The sequence below is a fragment of the Streptomyces sp. NBC_00158 genome, from assembly GCF_045160885.1.
GTDB lineage: Bacteria > Actinomycetota > Actinomycetes > Streptomycetales > Streptomycetaceae > Streptomyces.
In genome coordinates this window covers 3,178,999-3,192,523 of record NZ_CP108161.1, presented here as the reverse complement: position 1 = coordinate 3,192,523, position 13,525 = coordinate 3,178,999, and the positions used below count along the sequence as shown (strand labels likewise).

The 13,525-nt window shown below is 73.5% G+C and carries 12 protein-coding genes; 6 read left to right on the top strand and 6 right to left on the bottom strand.

The window, feature by feature from the left end:
* Positions 1-34: 34 nt before the first annotated feature.
* The 3 genes from OG553_RS14575 to OG553_RS14565 all read right to left on the bottom strand — a co-directional run bounded on the left by OG553_RS14575 (position 35) and on the right by OG553_RS14565 (position 3,351).
* A complete protein-coding gene (locus tag OG553_RS14575) occupies positions 35-1,675 on the bottom strand; it encodes a transporter (protein ID WP_405979401.1) in 1,641 nt (546 codons plus the stop codon).
* On the bottom strand, positions 1,672-2,508 hold the full coding sequence (locus OG553_RS14570; protein WP_405979400.1) for an ABC transporter ATP-binding protein: 837 nt from the start codon (positions 2,506-2,508) through the stop codon (positions 1,672-1,674). The genes OG553_RS14575 and OG553_RS14570 overlap by 4 nt, the downstream gene beginning before the upstream one ends.
* A gap of 156 nt (positions 2,509-2,664) precedes the next feature.
* The gene (locus tag OG553_RS14565; protein WP_405979399.1) at positions 2,665-3,351 is read right to left on the bottom strand and encodes a bifunctional DNA primase/polymerase; all 687 of its coding nucleotides are present in this window, start codon (positions 3,349-3,351) and stop codon (positions 2,665-2,667) included.
* A 214-nt stretch (positions 3,352-3,565) separates the two neighbouring features.
* Between OG553_RS14565 and OG553_RS14560 the strand changes: the two genes are divergently transcribed.
* Positions 3,566-4,948 carry a transcriptional regulator gene (locus OG553_RS14560; protein WP_405979398.1) on the top strand — a complete coding sequence of 461 codons (1,383 nt, stop codon included), beginning with the start codon at positions 3,566-3,568 and terminating at the stop codon, positions 4,946-4,948.
* Positions 4,949-5,028: 80 nt separating this feature from the next.
* Positions 5,029-6,780, top strand: coding sequence for a hypothetical protein (locus OG553_RS14555; RefSeq protein WP_405979397.1), 1,752 nt, complete (start codon positions 5,029-5,031; stop codon positions 6,778-6,780).
* 9 nt (positions 6,781-6,789) lie between these two features.
* Here OG553_RS14555 and OG553_RS14550 read toward each other — a convergent pair whose 3' ends face one another.
* Complete coding sequence (locus OG553_RS14550; protein WP_405979396.1) at positions 6,790-8,214, bottom strand: ABC transporter substrate-binding protein; 1,425 nt, start codon at positions 8,212-8,214, stop codon at positions 6,790-6,792.
* A gap of 196 nt (positions 8,215-8,410) precedes the next feature.
* On the opposite strand from OG553_RS14550, the gene OG553_RS14545 reads away from it, so the two are divergent.
* Both OG553_RS14545 and purU read left to right on the top strand, forming a co-directional pair.
* Positions 8,411-8,857, top strand: a complete 447-nt coding sequence (locus OG553_RS14545; RefSeq protein ID WP_405983037.1) for a hypothetical protein — start codon at positions 8,411-8,413, stop codon at positions 8,855-8,857.
* Between the two features lie 14 nt (positions 8,858-8,871).
* Positions 8,872-9,747, top strand: a complete 876-nt coding sequence (gene purU, locus OG553_RS14540) for a formyltetrahydrofolate deformylase (RefSeq protein ID WP_405979395.1) — start codon at positions 8,872-8,874, stop codon at positions 9,745-9,747.
* A gap of 34 nt (positions 9,748-9,781) precedes the next feature.
* On the opposite strand, the gene OG553_RS14535 is transcribed toward purU, so the two are convergent.
* Together OG553_RS14535 and OG553_RS14530 are read right to left on the bottom strand one after the other, a co-directional pair.
* A complete protein-coding gene (locus tag OG553_RS14535; RefSeq protein ID WP_405979394.1) occupies positions 9,782-10,747 on the bottom strand; it encodes an Imm49 family immunity protein in 966 nt (321 codons plus the stop codon).
* A gap of 119 nt (positions 10,748-10,866) precedes the next feature.
* Positions 10,867-11,382: an EF-hand domain-containing protein gene (locus OG553_RS14530; protein ID WP_405979393.1), complete on the bottom strand. Its 516-nt coding sequence runs from the start codon at positions 11,380-11,382 to the stop codon at positions 10,867-10,869.
* Between the two features lie 290 nt (positions 11,383-11,672).
* Between OG553_RS14530 and OG553_RS14525 the strand changes: the two genes are divergently transcribed.
* Both OG553_RS14525 and OG553_RS14520 read left to right on the top strand, forming a co-directional pair.
* Positions 11,673-12,251 carry a sigma-70 family RNA polymerase sigma factor gene (locus OG553_RS14525; RefSeq protein WP_007265652.1) on the top strand — a complete coding sequence of 193 codons (579 nt, stop codon included), beginning with the start codon at positions 11,673-11,675 and terminating at the stop codon, positions 12,249-12,251.
* On the top strand, positions 12,248-13,477 hold the full coding sequence (locus OG553_RS14520; protein ID WP_405979392.1) for a zf-HC2 domain-containing protein: 1,230 nt from the start codon (positions 12,248-12,250) through the stop codon (positions 13,475-13,477). The genes OG553_RS14525 and OG553_RS14520 overlap by 4 nt, the downstream gene beginning before the upstream one ends.
* Positions 13,478-13,525 lie beyond the last annotated feature (48 nt).

Here is a 13,525-nt window from a genome sequence, read left to right as displayed (position 1 = left end):
CGGCCCGCCGCCCCCCGCGCGGGGTCGGACGCGGTCAGCCCTTGCTGACCGCCACCAGGATCTCCGGGAGCTTGCGGAAGACCACCGGGGCCGCCAGGCGCAGGCCCGCCCAGGTGGCCAGGACACCCCAGGCGATGCCGACCGGGAGGGCCAGCAGGGCCAGGACGCCGGGGGCGTCCGCCAGGCTGATGTACACGGTCAGGGCGATCACCGGGGAGCAGATCACCGCGGACGAGACCATGCCGCCGACGATGCCCAGCCAGGCCAGGCCGGCCTGCCCCGGGGCGACGTTCTTGAACGCGCCCTCCGTCGGGATGGAGTACGGGAAGTACGCCGAGGCCAGCGCGCCCGTGCACAGCATCGAGCCCAGCAGGGCCAGCCCCAGGCCCAGGGCGGCCGGGAAGCCCGACCAGTCGCCCACCAGGGCGGCGGTGGCCACCGTGACGAGGACCGTGTACGGGATGGTGACCAGGGACAGCGCGCCGGCGCGGGCGCGCAGTTCCCCGTACGCGTCGCGCGGCGAGGAGATCGTCTGGGCGACCATCCAGAAGGCGGAGGTGTCCTGCCCGAACTGGTTGTACATCTGGACGCCGAGCATCCCCGCGCCGAAGCAGGCCAGGTAGACCGAGCCGGTGCCCTGGAGGGCGTTGAAGACGGGGACGATCGCGCCGACCGCCAGCGAGGACACCCAGGCCGACTTCGTCTTCGGGTCGCGCACGGCGTAGCGCAGCGTGCGCTGCATGACCGCGCCGGTGCGTCCGCCCGGCAGCAGGGACCAGAGGCCGCCGCCGGCGCCGCTGCGGTCCTTCTCGGGCTTGGCGGCCGCGAGGGTGGAGCCGTCCGGGGTGACCATCAGGTTGGTGAGGCTGCGCTCCCAGAACCACAGGAGGGCGGCCAGGGCGGCGAGGGTGAGGGCCAGCTGGGCCGCGGCGGTGCCGTACGCGCCTTCGCTGACGGAGTCGACCATGCCGACGGCGGTCGCCGGAGGCAGCCAGCGCACGACCGCCTCGACCGGCTCCAGCGCGGTCAGGCCGCCCTGCTGGAACAGGCGCTGGGCGGCGAAGTTGACGACCTGGGCGCCTATCGCGATCAGCAGGCCGCTCAGCACCGCGAGGTCGCGGCCCTTGCGGCTGGACAGCAGCCGTACGTTCGCCGTGGCGACGGCGCGGGCCAGGGCCACGCAGCCCAGCAGCAGCAGCGGGGCGCCGACCACGGCGGCGGCGATGCCCGCCGCGCCGCGCGCCACCGCGGCCACCGACCCGGCGGCGATGCAGAGCGTGAACAGCGGGCCGGTGCCGACCAGCGAGGAGGCCAGCAGGGCCCGTACGAGCGGACGCGGGCGCAGCGGCAGCATGACCAGCCGGCTCGGGTCGAGGGTCTCGTCGCCGGTCGGGAAGAACAGCGGCATCACGGTCCAGCCGAGCGCGAGGATCGCGGACAGCAGGACGACGACGGTCCCGGCGTGGACGTGGCCGTGCAGCATGGCCAGGCACAGGGTGACGAAGAGGGAGAACAGCAGGGAGATCACCAGGCTGGTGATCCACACGGCCTTGCGCTTCGACGAGCCCTTGAGGCCGTTGCGCATCAGGGAGAGCTTGAGGCGGACGAACAGCGCGGTGACGGAGGGCCCCGAGGTGGTGGCGGTGGCGGCCGGGGTGTCGGTGGTGGCGCTCATCGTGCGCCGCCGAGCCAGTCGAGGGAGTCGCCGGCGGCCTGGTCGCGGGCGCCGACGAGTTCGAGGAAGGCCTCCTGGAGGGAGGGCGCGGAACCCCGTACGTCGGCCAGCGGGCCGGCGGCGCGGATCTTGCCGCCCGCCATGACGGCCACCCAGTCGCAGAGCGATTCGACGAGCTCCATGACGTGGGAGGAGAACACGACGGTCGCACCGGACGCCGTGTAGCGCTCCAGCACCCCGCGGATGGTCTGCGCCGAAACCGGGTCGACGCCCTCGAACGGCTCGTCCAGGAAGAGGACTTCGGGGTTGTGCAGCAGGGCGGCGGCGAGGCCGATCTTCTTGCGCATGCCCGTCGAGTAGTCGACGACCAGCTTGTGCTGCGAGCCCGCGAGGTCGAGGACGTCCAGCAGCTGCGTGGCCCGCTTGTCGGTCTCCTCGCCCGGCAGTCCGCGCAGCCGGCCCATGTAGCCGAGGAGTTCGCGGCCGGAGAGGCGCTCGAACATGCGCAGCCCCTCGGGCAGCACGCCTATGCGGGTCTTCACCTCGACCGGGTCGGCCCACACGTCGTGTCCGGCGACGAACACCCGGCCCGAGTCCGGGCGCAGCAGCCCGGTCACCATGGACAGGGTGGTCGTCTTCCCCGCGCCGTTCGGGCCGACGAGCCCGACGAAGCGGCCGGCCGGCAGCTCCAGGTCGATGCCCGCGACGGCCACCTGCTCACCGAACCGCTTCCACAGTCCCTCCACCCGCACCGCGGCCGCGGGCTGCGCGGATCGCGCGCCACCACCCGTCCCGCCGTCCGTACCGCCCGCCGCATAACCCTGGTCCGGCATGCGCCTGCCTCTCGTTCTGTTCCCCGTGGTCGTACTTTCCTCACCATAGGAGGAGGGGGAGAGGCACCAGCAGTTACGAATGTCATGAACTTGCGGACACGTATGTCAGCGGGCGGGCGGGAGGGCGGGAGGCAGGCGGGGCGGGAGGGGACGGGGTCATGCCTTGCGGCGATTGCGGGCGGCGGCCGCCTCGCTGCCGCAGGCGTACGCGAGGGCGTCGATCAGCTCCTCGGTGTCCGGCAGCCACCGGTTCGCCGGCGTGGGCTTGCGGGCCCACTGCACCGGGCCCTTGCCGCCGAAGCGGGTCGGCGGCGCGGCCACGTACTGGCCCTCGCCCCGGGTGACCAGGTCGATGGCGTGCGGCAGCCAGCCCAGCTTGCGCACCAGGTCCGGCACCTTCGCACCGGCGCCCGGCAGTACGAAGAACAGCATCCGGTGGTCGGGGGTCAGCGCGACCGGGCCGAGGGTCCGCTCGTGGCGTTCCAGCCGGGCCAGCGCCAGGAAGCCGGCGGAGTCCGGTACGTCGAGCGCGTCGAAGGTGCGGCCCGTCGGCATCAGGATGGAGGCGGCGGGGTTCTTGCCCCAGATCCGCCGCACGCCCACCGCGCTGCCCGAGGCCAGCGACTGCCAGTCCTTGACCGACGGGTGGGCGCCGGGCGCCGGGCAGTCGGCCACCCCGCAGGAGCACACCTCCCGGCCGTCGCCGGGCTCCAGCCACGTGCCGGCGAAGACGTCCCAGTGGCGTTCTTCCACGTACCGCACGGCGTGGTCCAGCAGCTGTTCCCCGCGCTGCTGGGGGATGGGCGCGGTCTCCGTGACTGTGATGGTCTCTTCCACGCCCATCACAACTCCCGGGGTCACGGCGGGTTACGGGCGTAAACCAGCCGGTGGGCGCTGCATCGATCCTGCATACGGGGCGCACGGGTGCACGTGCGGGGGCGCGTGGGAGGCCGGGGCGCGGTCGTTGGGTAACGACACGTCGCAGAGCGGAAGATTCTCGGCACTTCAGGCGGGAAGTGATCATTCGAACGATCACCCGCGGCCTCAGGGGGTTTTCATGGCAGCCAGGCCTCTCGTAGCGCGCCAGCCGAACGAACGGCTGCAGGCGCTCATCCAGGAAGCCGGGTGCTCCAACGCCGGGCTCGCACGGCGCGTCAACATGTGCGGGGCCGAGCACGGCCTCGATCTCCGCTACGACAAGACCTCGGTGGCCCGCTGGCTGCGCGGCCAGCAGCCGCGCGGCCGGGCCCCCGGCATCATCGCCGAGGCCCTCGGCCGCAAGCTGGGCCGGACCGTCACCATCGACGAGATCGGCATGGCCAACGGGAAGAACCTCGCCTCCGGGGTGGGCCTGCAGTTCTCACCGACCGTCGTCGGCGCCATCGAGCAGGTCTGCGAGCTGTGGCGCAGCGACGTGGGGCGCCGCGACTTCCTGTCCGGGTCGAGCGTGGCGGCCTCCGCCCTGGTCGAGCCGAGCCGCGACTGGCTGATCACCGGCGCCGACCCGCAGGTGGCGCGCAGCGGCGGGGCGCGGGTGGGGATGTCGGACGTGGACGCGGTACGGGCGACCACCGAGGCCCTCACCGACCTCGACCACCGCTTCGGCAGCGGGCACGTGCGGCCGGTGGTGGTGCACTACCTCAACTCCGTGGTCTCCGGGCTGATCGGGGGCTCGTACCGGGAGCCGGTGGGGCGGGCCCTGTTCGCGGCGGTGGCCCGGCTCACCGAGCTGGCCGGCTACATGGCGGTGGACACCGGGCAGCCGGGCCTGGCCCAGCGCTACTACATCCAGGCGCTGCGGATGGCGCAGGCGGCGGGCGACCGCGCGTACGGGGGCTACGTACTGGCGGCTTCGATGAGCCACCTCGCCGCCGAGCTGGGCAACCCGCGGGAGATCGCGCAGCTGGCGCGGGCGGCGCAGGAGGGCACGCGCGGGCAGGTCACGCCGCGGGTGGAGGCGATGTTCTACGCCGCCGAGGCGCGCGGGCACGCGCTGCTGGGCGACGCCCGGGCCACGGCGGTGCTGTCGGGACGGGCGGTGACGGCGCTGGAGCGGGCCGAGCCGGAGTCCGGCGACGACCCGGTGTGGATCCGCCACTTCGGCCAGGCCTACCTCGCGGACGAGCTGGCGCACTGCCACCGGGACCTCGGGCAGGCGGACGCGGCGGGCCGCCGTGCCGAGGAGGCGCTGCGCCACCTGCCCGAGACGAAGGCGCGCCGCCGGGCGATCGGGCTGCTGCTGCTGGCGGCCTCGCAGGTGCAGCAGCGGGAGGTGGAGCAGGCCTGCCAGACGGCGACGAAGGCCGCCGAACTGCTGGGCTCGCTGCGCTCGCGCCGGGGCGCGGAGTACCTGGACGACTTCCGGGCGCGGCTGGAGCCGTACCGGGAGGAACCGGCCGTCCGGGAGTTCGGGGCGAGGCTGGAGGTCCAGGCGGCCTGACGTGATCACGGCGTCACCGGGTAGCGTGATCCGACGGTTCCGTGCGTTCGGGCCGGTCGGAGAAGGCAGAAGGAGTCCCGGTGACGGAGAACGGACAAGGGGGCGTCCCCCAGCCCGGGACGCCGCATCAGGCACAGCCGGTGCCGGCCCCCGGCTACCCGCAGCAGCCGGGGCCGCAGGCCGGCGAGGCGTGGGGCACGCCCCCGGCGTACGGGTACCCGCCCGGTCAGGACGGGCAGCCGGCGCCGGCTCCGCAGGCGTACGCGGGGCCGTACGAGTCCGCGTACGAGCCGCCGCCGCAGCCGGGGCAGCCCGCGTACGGGTACCCGCCGCCGGCCGGTCACGTCGTCGGCCCCGGTTTCGACGGGCCCGGGGACCCGCACGGCTACGGCTACCCGCCGCTGCCGGACGCGGCGACCCAGTACATCCCGCCGGTCCCGGCGGGCCCGGCGGAGCACGAGCAGGCGACCCAGTACATCCCGCCGGTGCAGGCGGCCCCGCAGGAGCAGGCGACGCAGTACATCCCGCCCGTTCCGGGGGCGGGCGCGGGTGACGCGGCGACGCAGTACATCCCGCCGGTCCCGGCGGGCCCGGCTGCGCACGAGCAGGCGACCCAGTACATCCCGCCCGTTCCGGGGGCGGGTGCCGGTGACGCGGCCACGCAGTACATTCCGCCGGTCCCGGCGGGCCCGGCTGCGCACGAGCAGGCCACGCAGTACATGGCCCCGGTCCCGGCGGGTCCGGGGGCGCCGCAGGAGCAGGCGACGCAGTACATCCCGCCCGTTCCGGGGGCGGGTGCCGGTGACGCGGCCACGCAGTACATCCCGCCCGTGCCGGGGGCGGGTGCCGGTGACGCGGCCACGCAGTACATCCCGCCCGTGCCGGCCGTCGGGCTGCACGAGCAGGCCACGCAGCACATGGCCCAGGTCCAGGCCCCCGCGGCGGGGGCAGCCGAGGGCTTCGACGCGCTGTTCCGGGCCGACGGCGACTCCGACGCGGCCGCCGGGCACACCCAGCAGCTGCCGCCGGTCCAGGACCCGGGACCTCGCAGGACCCCGCCGCCCGCGCCGCCGCAGCGGTCCGGCCCGCGCCGGGCCCAGCAGCCGCAGCCGCCCCAGCAGCCCCAGCCGCAGCAGCAGTACGCGCCCCCGCCGCCCGCGCGCCGGATCCCGCCGGCCGTCATCGCGGCGGCGGTGTTCGGGCTGGTCGTGGCCGGGCTCGGGGTGGGCGCCATGCTCAGCGACGGCAAGGCCCAGAACACCGACCCGGGCGCGGTTGCCCCCGCCGCGAGCGGCTCCGCGAACTCGGGCGCGAAGCCGGGCGAGGAGGCCGTGGACCCGGCCCGCCCGCAGGCCGTCCAGCTCGACAAGCTGCTCGCGGACGCCAGCGACAGCCGGACCACGGTGATCAAGGCCGTCGACGACATCAAGGACTGCAAGAACCTGTCCCAGGCGGCCCAGGACCTGCGCGAGGCGGCCCAGCAGCGCGAGGGCCTGGTCACCCGGCTCCAGGAGCTCAAGATCGACCTGCTCCCGAACCACGCCCGTCTGTCGGCGAGCCTGACCAAGGCGTGGAAGGCCTCGGCGGACGCCGACAACAGCTACGCGGACTGGGCGGACGACCTCGCCCGCGACAAGGGCGCCTGCAAGGGGGACAAGGACGACAAGGACGACAAGGACGCCAAGGACGGCCGGGCCAAGGTGACCGACGACGCCCAGGACGGCAACAAGTCCAGCGCCGAGGCCACCAAGGCCAAGGAGTCGGCGGCGACCATGTGGAACACGATCGCCGCCAAGTACGGGCTCACGAAGCGGGACAAGACCCAGCTCTGACCGGCACCGCTAGGCCGAGCGGGGGGCCTGCTCCAGGGTCGGGGTCATGTCGAGGTTCTGCTCGCCGAGCTGGGCGACCAGGCGCCCGGCCTGGACGGTCTGGAAGCTGACCCGGCCGTTGACCAGGCGCGGGAACCCGGCGACGGCGCGCATGTCCTGGTAGCGCCAGCTGAGCTCGGGGGTGAGGTTGCCGGTCTGGACGCCCGGGGACTGGTTGAGGGCCCGGGTCAGTTTGCGGGCGGTGATCTCCTCGTCGCTCTTGAAGCGCTGGACGATCTGGTTGAGGACGCTGTACGCGATCCAGGTGGTCTGGGCCCCGCTGTCGTCGGGGTCCACGGTGTCGTCGCCGAAGGCCTGCTCGGAGATCACCTTGCGCATGGGCGCCCACAGTGGGTCGGTGGAGACGGGGTACCAGCTGGTGACGTAGGCGCCCTCGAAGGGGCTCTCCTTGCCGCCGGTGCGGTCCACCAGGGCCTGGCTGATGCTGCCGAGGACGGAGGAGATCTGCGTCTTGCGCTGGGTGTCGACGCGGCGGAAGGCGTCGAAGAAGATCTCGGTGCGCTCGCCGAGGACGGCCGTCACGCAGCTCTTGTCCTTGGCGGTGTCGGCGGCCGGGCCCTTCGCGGACTTGGGGTCCTTGGGGTCCTTGGCCGGGGAGGGGGAGGGAGTGGAGGGGGCGGAGGGCGTGGCCGGGGTCGTGGCGGGTGTGGCGCCCGGGGTCGTGGCCGGTGGGGCGGGCGTGGCGGCCGGGGCCGCCGGGCTGCCGGTCAGTGCCTCGCGGGCCTGCGGCTTGAAGTCGGCGGAGTCCTCGGCCGCCCGGATGTCCGAGGCCTCCGGGGTGTTGTTGGTCTTCAGGCCCGCGTTCAGCAGGACCGGCATGGTGTCGCCGGCGAGGGTGTCGGGGCGGACCAGGGAGACCTGGGAGCAGGCCTTGCCGAGCTGGTGGCCGGCTCCGGCGAGCAGCGCGGGCTGGCCGCCGTTGACCGGGTAGGACAGCGGGCTCTGGAACTCCTCGGGGGAGACCCCGTAGCCGCCGATGAACGGGATGCCCTCGGCCTCCAGCGGGGCCATGAAGGCGCGGCCGTGCTGGCTGTAGGAGCCGACGACGGCGACGGCCTTCTCGGTGATGGCCTTGCGGGCGCAGTCGGCGGCGCCGGTGGCGGTGTTCTTCTCGTTGCAGGTGATCACGCGCAGCTTGCGGCCCTTTATGCCGCCGTTGGCGTTCACCCACCGCTCGTAGGCCTTGGCCATTCCCGGCATTCCGGCCATGTTGGTCGCTTTTGTTCCGATGGGTGCGAAGGTCATGACCGTGAGGGAGTCCCCGGAGCCCCCCGAGCCACCGGGGACCACCCCGCACGCTGTGATGAGACACGCGCCCGCCGCCGTGGCAACAATCAGGCGGGAAAGGGCAGTTGCGCGTCGGTGATTGGTCATGTCCACCGACCCTTCCGCCCCGTGGGTAACTCGGCGATGAGATGGACACAACAAACGGTGACGTCGAGGTGAATTGCGGGGGCGCGGGCGCGCACAGGTGCTTCAAGATCGCACCAGTCGGGAACGTACGATCGAAAGCGTGACATTCGCCCAAGGTTCGAAGAACTCTTCCCGCCGCGGCGGCCGCTCCTCCACCATGGGCGGCATGCCCCTCAACGACATGCCGTGGTGGCGCTGGCGCAGCAACGTGCGCTCGGCGCTGCACATGCTTTCCGACCCGGTGTTCCAGGAGGAGGTCTGGCTCACGGGCGCGGAAGGCTACGGCGACGTCACCGACGCCGTGTACCGGCTCGTCGAGGACACCTGGCTCGACAGCTGGTCCGCGGACAAGTACGTCGGCACGATCTTCCGCGACGCGCAGGAGGCCGCCCTGGTCGACCACGCCGTGCTGCGGGTGCTGCGGATCCTGCACCAGGTCGGCCCCGACGCGGCCGTCTCCGCGTACCTCGGCCACCAGGACTGGCCCGAGGCGGTCCGGGCGGCGCGCGAGGCGCACGTACGGATGTCGGCGGCGGACGGGGAGGACCCGGACGACCGCCCGAGCTCCGTCGACGTGCTGAAAACGCTGACCCGCGTGGTGTGAAAGGCTGTGCCGTCATGAGCGCAGACCCACAGTCCCAGGCCCAGGCCCAGTACGTCCTGACCGTCTCCTGCCCCGACAAGCAGGGCATCGTGCACGCCGTGTCGAGCTACCTCTTCATGACCGGCTGCAACATCGTGGACAGTCAGCAGTTCGGAGACCGGGAGACCGGGCTCTTCTTCATGCGGGTGCACTTCGAGGCCGAGCCCGCCCTGACGGTGGACAAGCTGCGCGCCAGCTTCGCCGCGATCGGCGACTCCTTCCGCATGGACTGGCAGATCCACCGCTCCGACGAGCGGATGCGGATCGTGCTGATGGTGTCGAAGTTCGGGCACTGCCTGAACGACCTGCTCTTCCGTTCCCGGATCGGCGCCCTGCCGGTGGAGATCGCGGCGGTGGTCTCGAACCACACCGACTTCGCCGAGCTGGTCGGCTCGTACGACGTCCCCTTCGTGCACATCCCGGTCACCAAGGACACCAAGGCGGACGCCGAGGCGCGGCTCCTGGAGCTGGTGCGCGAGCAGAACGTCGAGCTCGTGGTGCTCGCGCGCTACATGCAGGTGCTGTCGGACACCCTGTGCAAGGAGCTGAGCGGGCGGATCATCAACATCCACCACTCCTTCCTGCCGAGCTTCAAGGGCGCGAAGCCGTACCACCAGGCGCACGCGCGCGGTGTGAAGCTGATCGGTGCCACCGCCCACTACGTGACGGCCGACCTCGACGAGGGCCCGATCATCGAGCAGGAGGTCGAGCGGGTCGGCCACGAGGTCACCCCGGACCAGCTGGTCGCCATCGGCCGGGACGTGGAGTGCCAGGCGCTGGCGCGGGCCGTGAAGTGGCACAGCGAGCACCGGGTGCTGCTCAACGGCTCGCGGACCGTCGTCTTCGCGTAGTCCTTCGGGTAGCCCTCCGCGCAGCCCCGGGCCGCTACTCGGCGACCCAGCCGCCCAGCCCGTTGACCCGGGTCCGGCCGGCCAGGCGCATCGCGTCGGTGAAGCCGAGCAGCTCGGGCGGCAGGTAGCCGGAGCGGACGCCGAGCTCCCACTGGTGCGTCTGGACGGCGAGGGCGGCCAGGGCCAGCGCGCCCAGCGGCAGCAGGGTCCGGGGCGCCGGGTCGCTCTCGGCCTGCGCGCTCTCGCGGTGGGCGGCGAGCCGCTCCGCGAGGGCCGCCTCGAAGGCCGCCCGGTCGTCGTCGAGGAGTACGCGCAGCAGCCGCTGGTCCGCGGTCAGCGGGCCGGCGGCGTCCAGGCCGGCGGCCGCCGCGGCGCGCGTGGCGGCGTCGGGCTTGCACAGGGGCACGGTCGGCCAGTCGCTCGGCCGGTGGCCCGTGCTCCCTGTGAGGTAGCCGCACAGGGCGTCCATCGCGGCGAGGTCCCCGGGCTCCGAGTGCGAGGTGTGGCGGGAGTACGGCACGCCCTTGCGGAGGGCGGGCGCGTAGTCGTTGCGCAGCAGCAGGCCGATGACCTTCTGCCAGTCCCACACCAGACCGCTGACCACGCTGGTCTCGAAGGCGTCGAGCCAGGTCCGGGCGGTGGGGGCGGCGGTGACGGCGCCGGCGAAGTCGAGGTCCCCGCTGCTGAGGGTCTCGCCGATCAGCGGGAGCGGGACCTCCTGGTCGCCGTTCGGGAAGCAGCCGATGCCGAGGGCGCCCATGGCGCACTCCGCGGCGGTGTGCAGCGCGGTGCGGGGCTCCTCGCCGAGCCGTCCGCCCTCCGTGGTGCGGGCGGCGACGTGGTCGAGGATCTCCTCGGCCAGGCTCCACAGCCGCTCGGGGGACGGGTCGCACTCCAGGCGGGCGTGGCGCATCCACGTCCGCAGGGCGATGTCCCGGAGGGCCGCGGACGTCCGCTCACCGCTCGTCGAGTGCCGTGCCACTTCCCGTACGTGCTGCATGCCGAGCCGCCTCCCGTGATCGTTCCGGCCGGTGGCGGCACGCTATCAGCGCGCTCGGACAGTGCCCGGGGTGACGGCCCCGGGCGGTTGTCGGGCGGCTGTCGGGCGGGTGCCGGGCCTCAGGCGTCGGGGTCGACGCCGCAGTAGCCGGCGAAGGCCCTGAGGATCTCGTCCTCCGAGATGCGGCCGTCGCCGTCCGCGTCCAGGGCCGCCGCCACCTGCGCGGCCAGACCGGGCTCGGTGCCGAGGACGCGCAGCACGCGGGCCGCCGCCGAGGGGCTCGCGCCCGCGCCGTCCTCGTCCGCGACGGCGATCACGGCGTGCAGGAACGGGCGGGCGATCTCCGCGAACCGCTCCGGGTTGTCCCGCAGCCGCTTCGCCGCGCCGGTGACGAACTCCTCGCGGGAGACGCGCTGGTTGCCGTTCACGTCGGCGATCCCGGCCATGCCCTGCCAGAACGCCTCGGCGCCGTTGAAGACGGCCTGGCCCTTCTCCGAGCGCGCGGCCGTACCGAATTCGGCCAGCACGGCCCTGGCCGCCGTACTGAAGTCCTCCCGGTCGATGTAGCCGGACCCGTCCTGGTCGAAGGTCGCGAATCGGGCGGCGATCTTGCGCTCGTACTCTGCGCTGTCCATGTTCGGCGTTCCACCTTCACGGGTGCGTTGGGCTGCGGTCGGGGTTCAGATCAAGACAGGCAGGAGCGTAAGCCCTTCGTGGCCTGCGCGTTAAGCGAAGCGGTCAAGGAGGTGGCCGCATCGAACCCGCGCACGGGGAGCGCGCCGGGGCGCGTACGCCTGTGCCCACGCGCCGACCTGGACGCGACCTAGCACGACGGTCCCGCTTACGGGGGGAGGTTCTCGCAAAACCGGCGCGTTCCGTCCGTTGCCCACTACATTTGACGGGTCGACACACGGTTGGAGGCACGATGGCGAAGGACGTTCCACCGCGCTGGGACCGTCGCATGCAGCAGCGCCTCGCACGCGGTGAGGCCGCGGCGCTGGGCGAGCTCTACGACCGCTTCGCCTCGCTGGTCCACAGCCTGGCCCACCGGGTCCTCGGTGACGAGAAGGCCGCGGACCGCATCACCCGCGAGGTCTTCGGCTACATCTGGGAGAACCCGGACGCCTACGACCCCAAGCAGGGCTCCATGCGCTCCTGGGTCGCCCGGATCACCCAGGGCCAGGCCGTCGCCCGGCTGCGCCAGGCCGAACTGGGCCGCGGCTCGCGCGAGGAGCTGGAGCAGAAGGTGCGCAGCGCCAACGCGGCCGCCCGCGCGGACTACATCGTCACCTCCATGCCCGCGCCGTTGCGGGCCGCCCTGGAGCTGGCCTACTTCAAGCGCCGCGACTACCGCCAGGCCGCCGCCGACCTCCAGATCAGCGAGGACGAGGCACGGCGCAGGCTGCGGCTCGGGCTCCAGCTGCTGTCGACCGCCAACGTCCTCCCCCGGGAGGACACCGCCCCGCCCGGATACGGCCCACGCGGATACGGAACGCCCCGATGACAGGACCCTCCGAAGACACCCCCGACGACGCGTACGAGCAGCGGGCGGGCGGTCGCGCACGGATACCGGGTCCCCGCGCGGCCGGTGACGACCTGAACGCCCCCGAGACCCTGCCGGCCCCTCCGCCCTCGCACGCCGTGCTCAAGTCCCTGCTCGGCGCGTGGGCGCTCGCCGCCTGCTCCGCGGAGGAGACCCAGGCCGTCGAGGACCACCTCACCGAGTGCGCGCCCTGCGCAGAGGAGGCGCTGCGGCTGCGCGACGCGGTGGGCCTGCTGCACCCCGAGGAGAGCCTCGACCTCAAGCCGCTGCTGCGCTCGCGGGTGCTGGAGGACTGCCTGGGCAAGAGGCCGGCCCGCATCCCCGTCCCGGTGTGGGCGAACCCGTACGACACGGAGACCGCGCGGCTCGACGCGCTGCTGCGGGACTTCGGCGACTCGGAGTGGCACACCCCGGTGCGGCTGAAGTGGTTCGAGGAGGAACGCCGGCGCACGCACCGCACCACGGTCGCGGGCGTGATCGGACACCTCCTCACGGTGGACGGGATGATCGCGACCGCGCTGGGGCTGGACGACCCGCTGGGCCCCGGGGCGCCGCCGGGCGGCGGCCCGGCCGACCGCACCGAGCACTTCTGGAACTCCTCCCCCTACCCGGTCACCCGCAAGGTCCGCGACCCCTGGCGGGCCCAGGGGCACACGCTGGTCCGCACGGTGTCCTTCGCGGGCCGGGGCGTGGCCGAACTGTCCGTGGACTACGGCGGGTTCGCGCTGCCGCTGGGGGACGCCTTCCTGGAGCGGGCCTTCGAGTGCTGGGTGCACGCCTGGGACATCGCGGAGGCGGTGGACTACCCGTACGAGCCGCCCTCGGGGCCGCACCTGCACCGGATGATCGACCTCGCGGCCCGGCTGCTGCCCGGCGCCCTGGCGGGGCGGCGCCGTTCGGGACTGGCGGCGCCGGCGCGCGGCCTGGTCGCGGCGGGCGCGCCGGGGCGGACCCTGCACCTGGAGATCGAGGGCGCGGGCGGAGGCGGCTGGGACATCGCCCTGGACTCCCCGGCGGCGAGGCCCTCGCGGGAGCACACGGTGGCGGAAGTCGCGCTGGACGGACTGGAGTTCTGCCAGCTGGCCGCCGGGCACATCTCCCCGGAGGAGGCCGCGGTCGGCCAGACCGGCGACCGGGAGGCGATCCGCGACGTCCTCTTCGCGGCGGCGTCGCTGAGCCGCCTGTAGGGCGGCCGGGCGGCACACGCGTACGCGGCTCCGGTGGCCCGGAGCCGC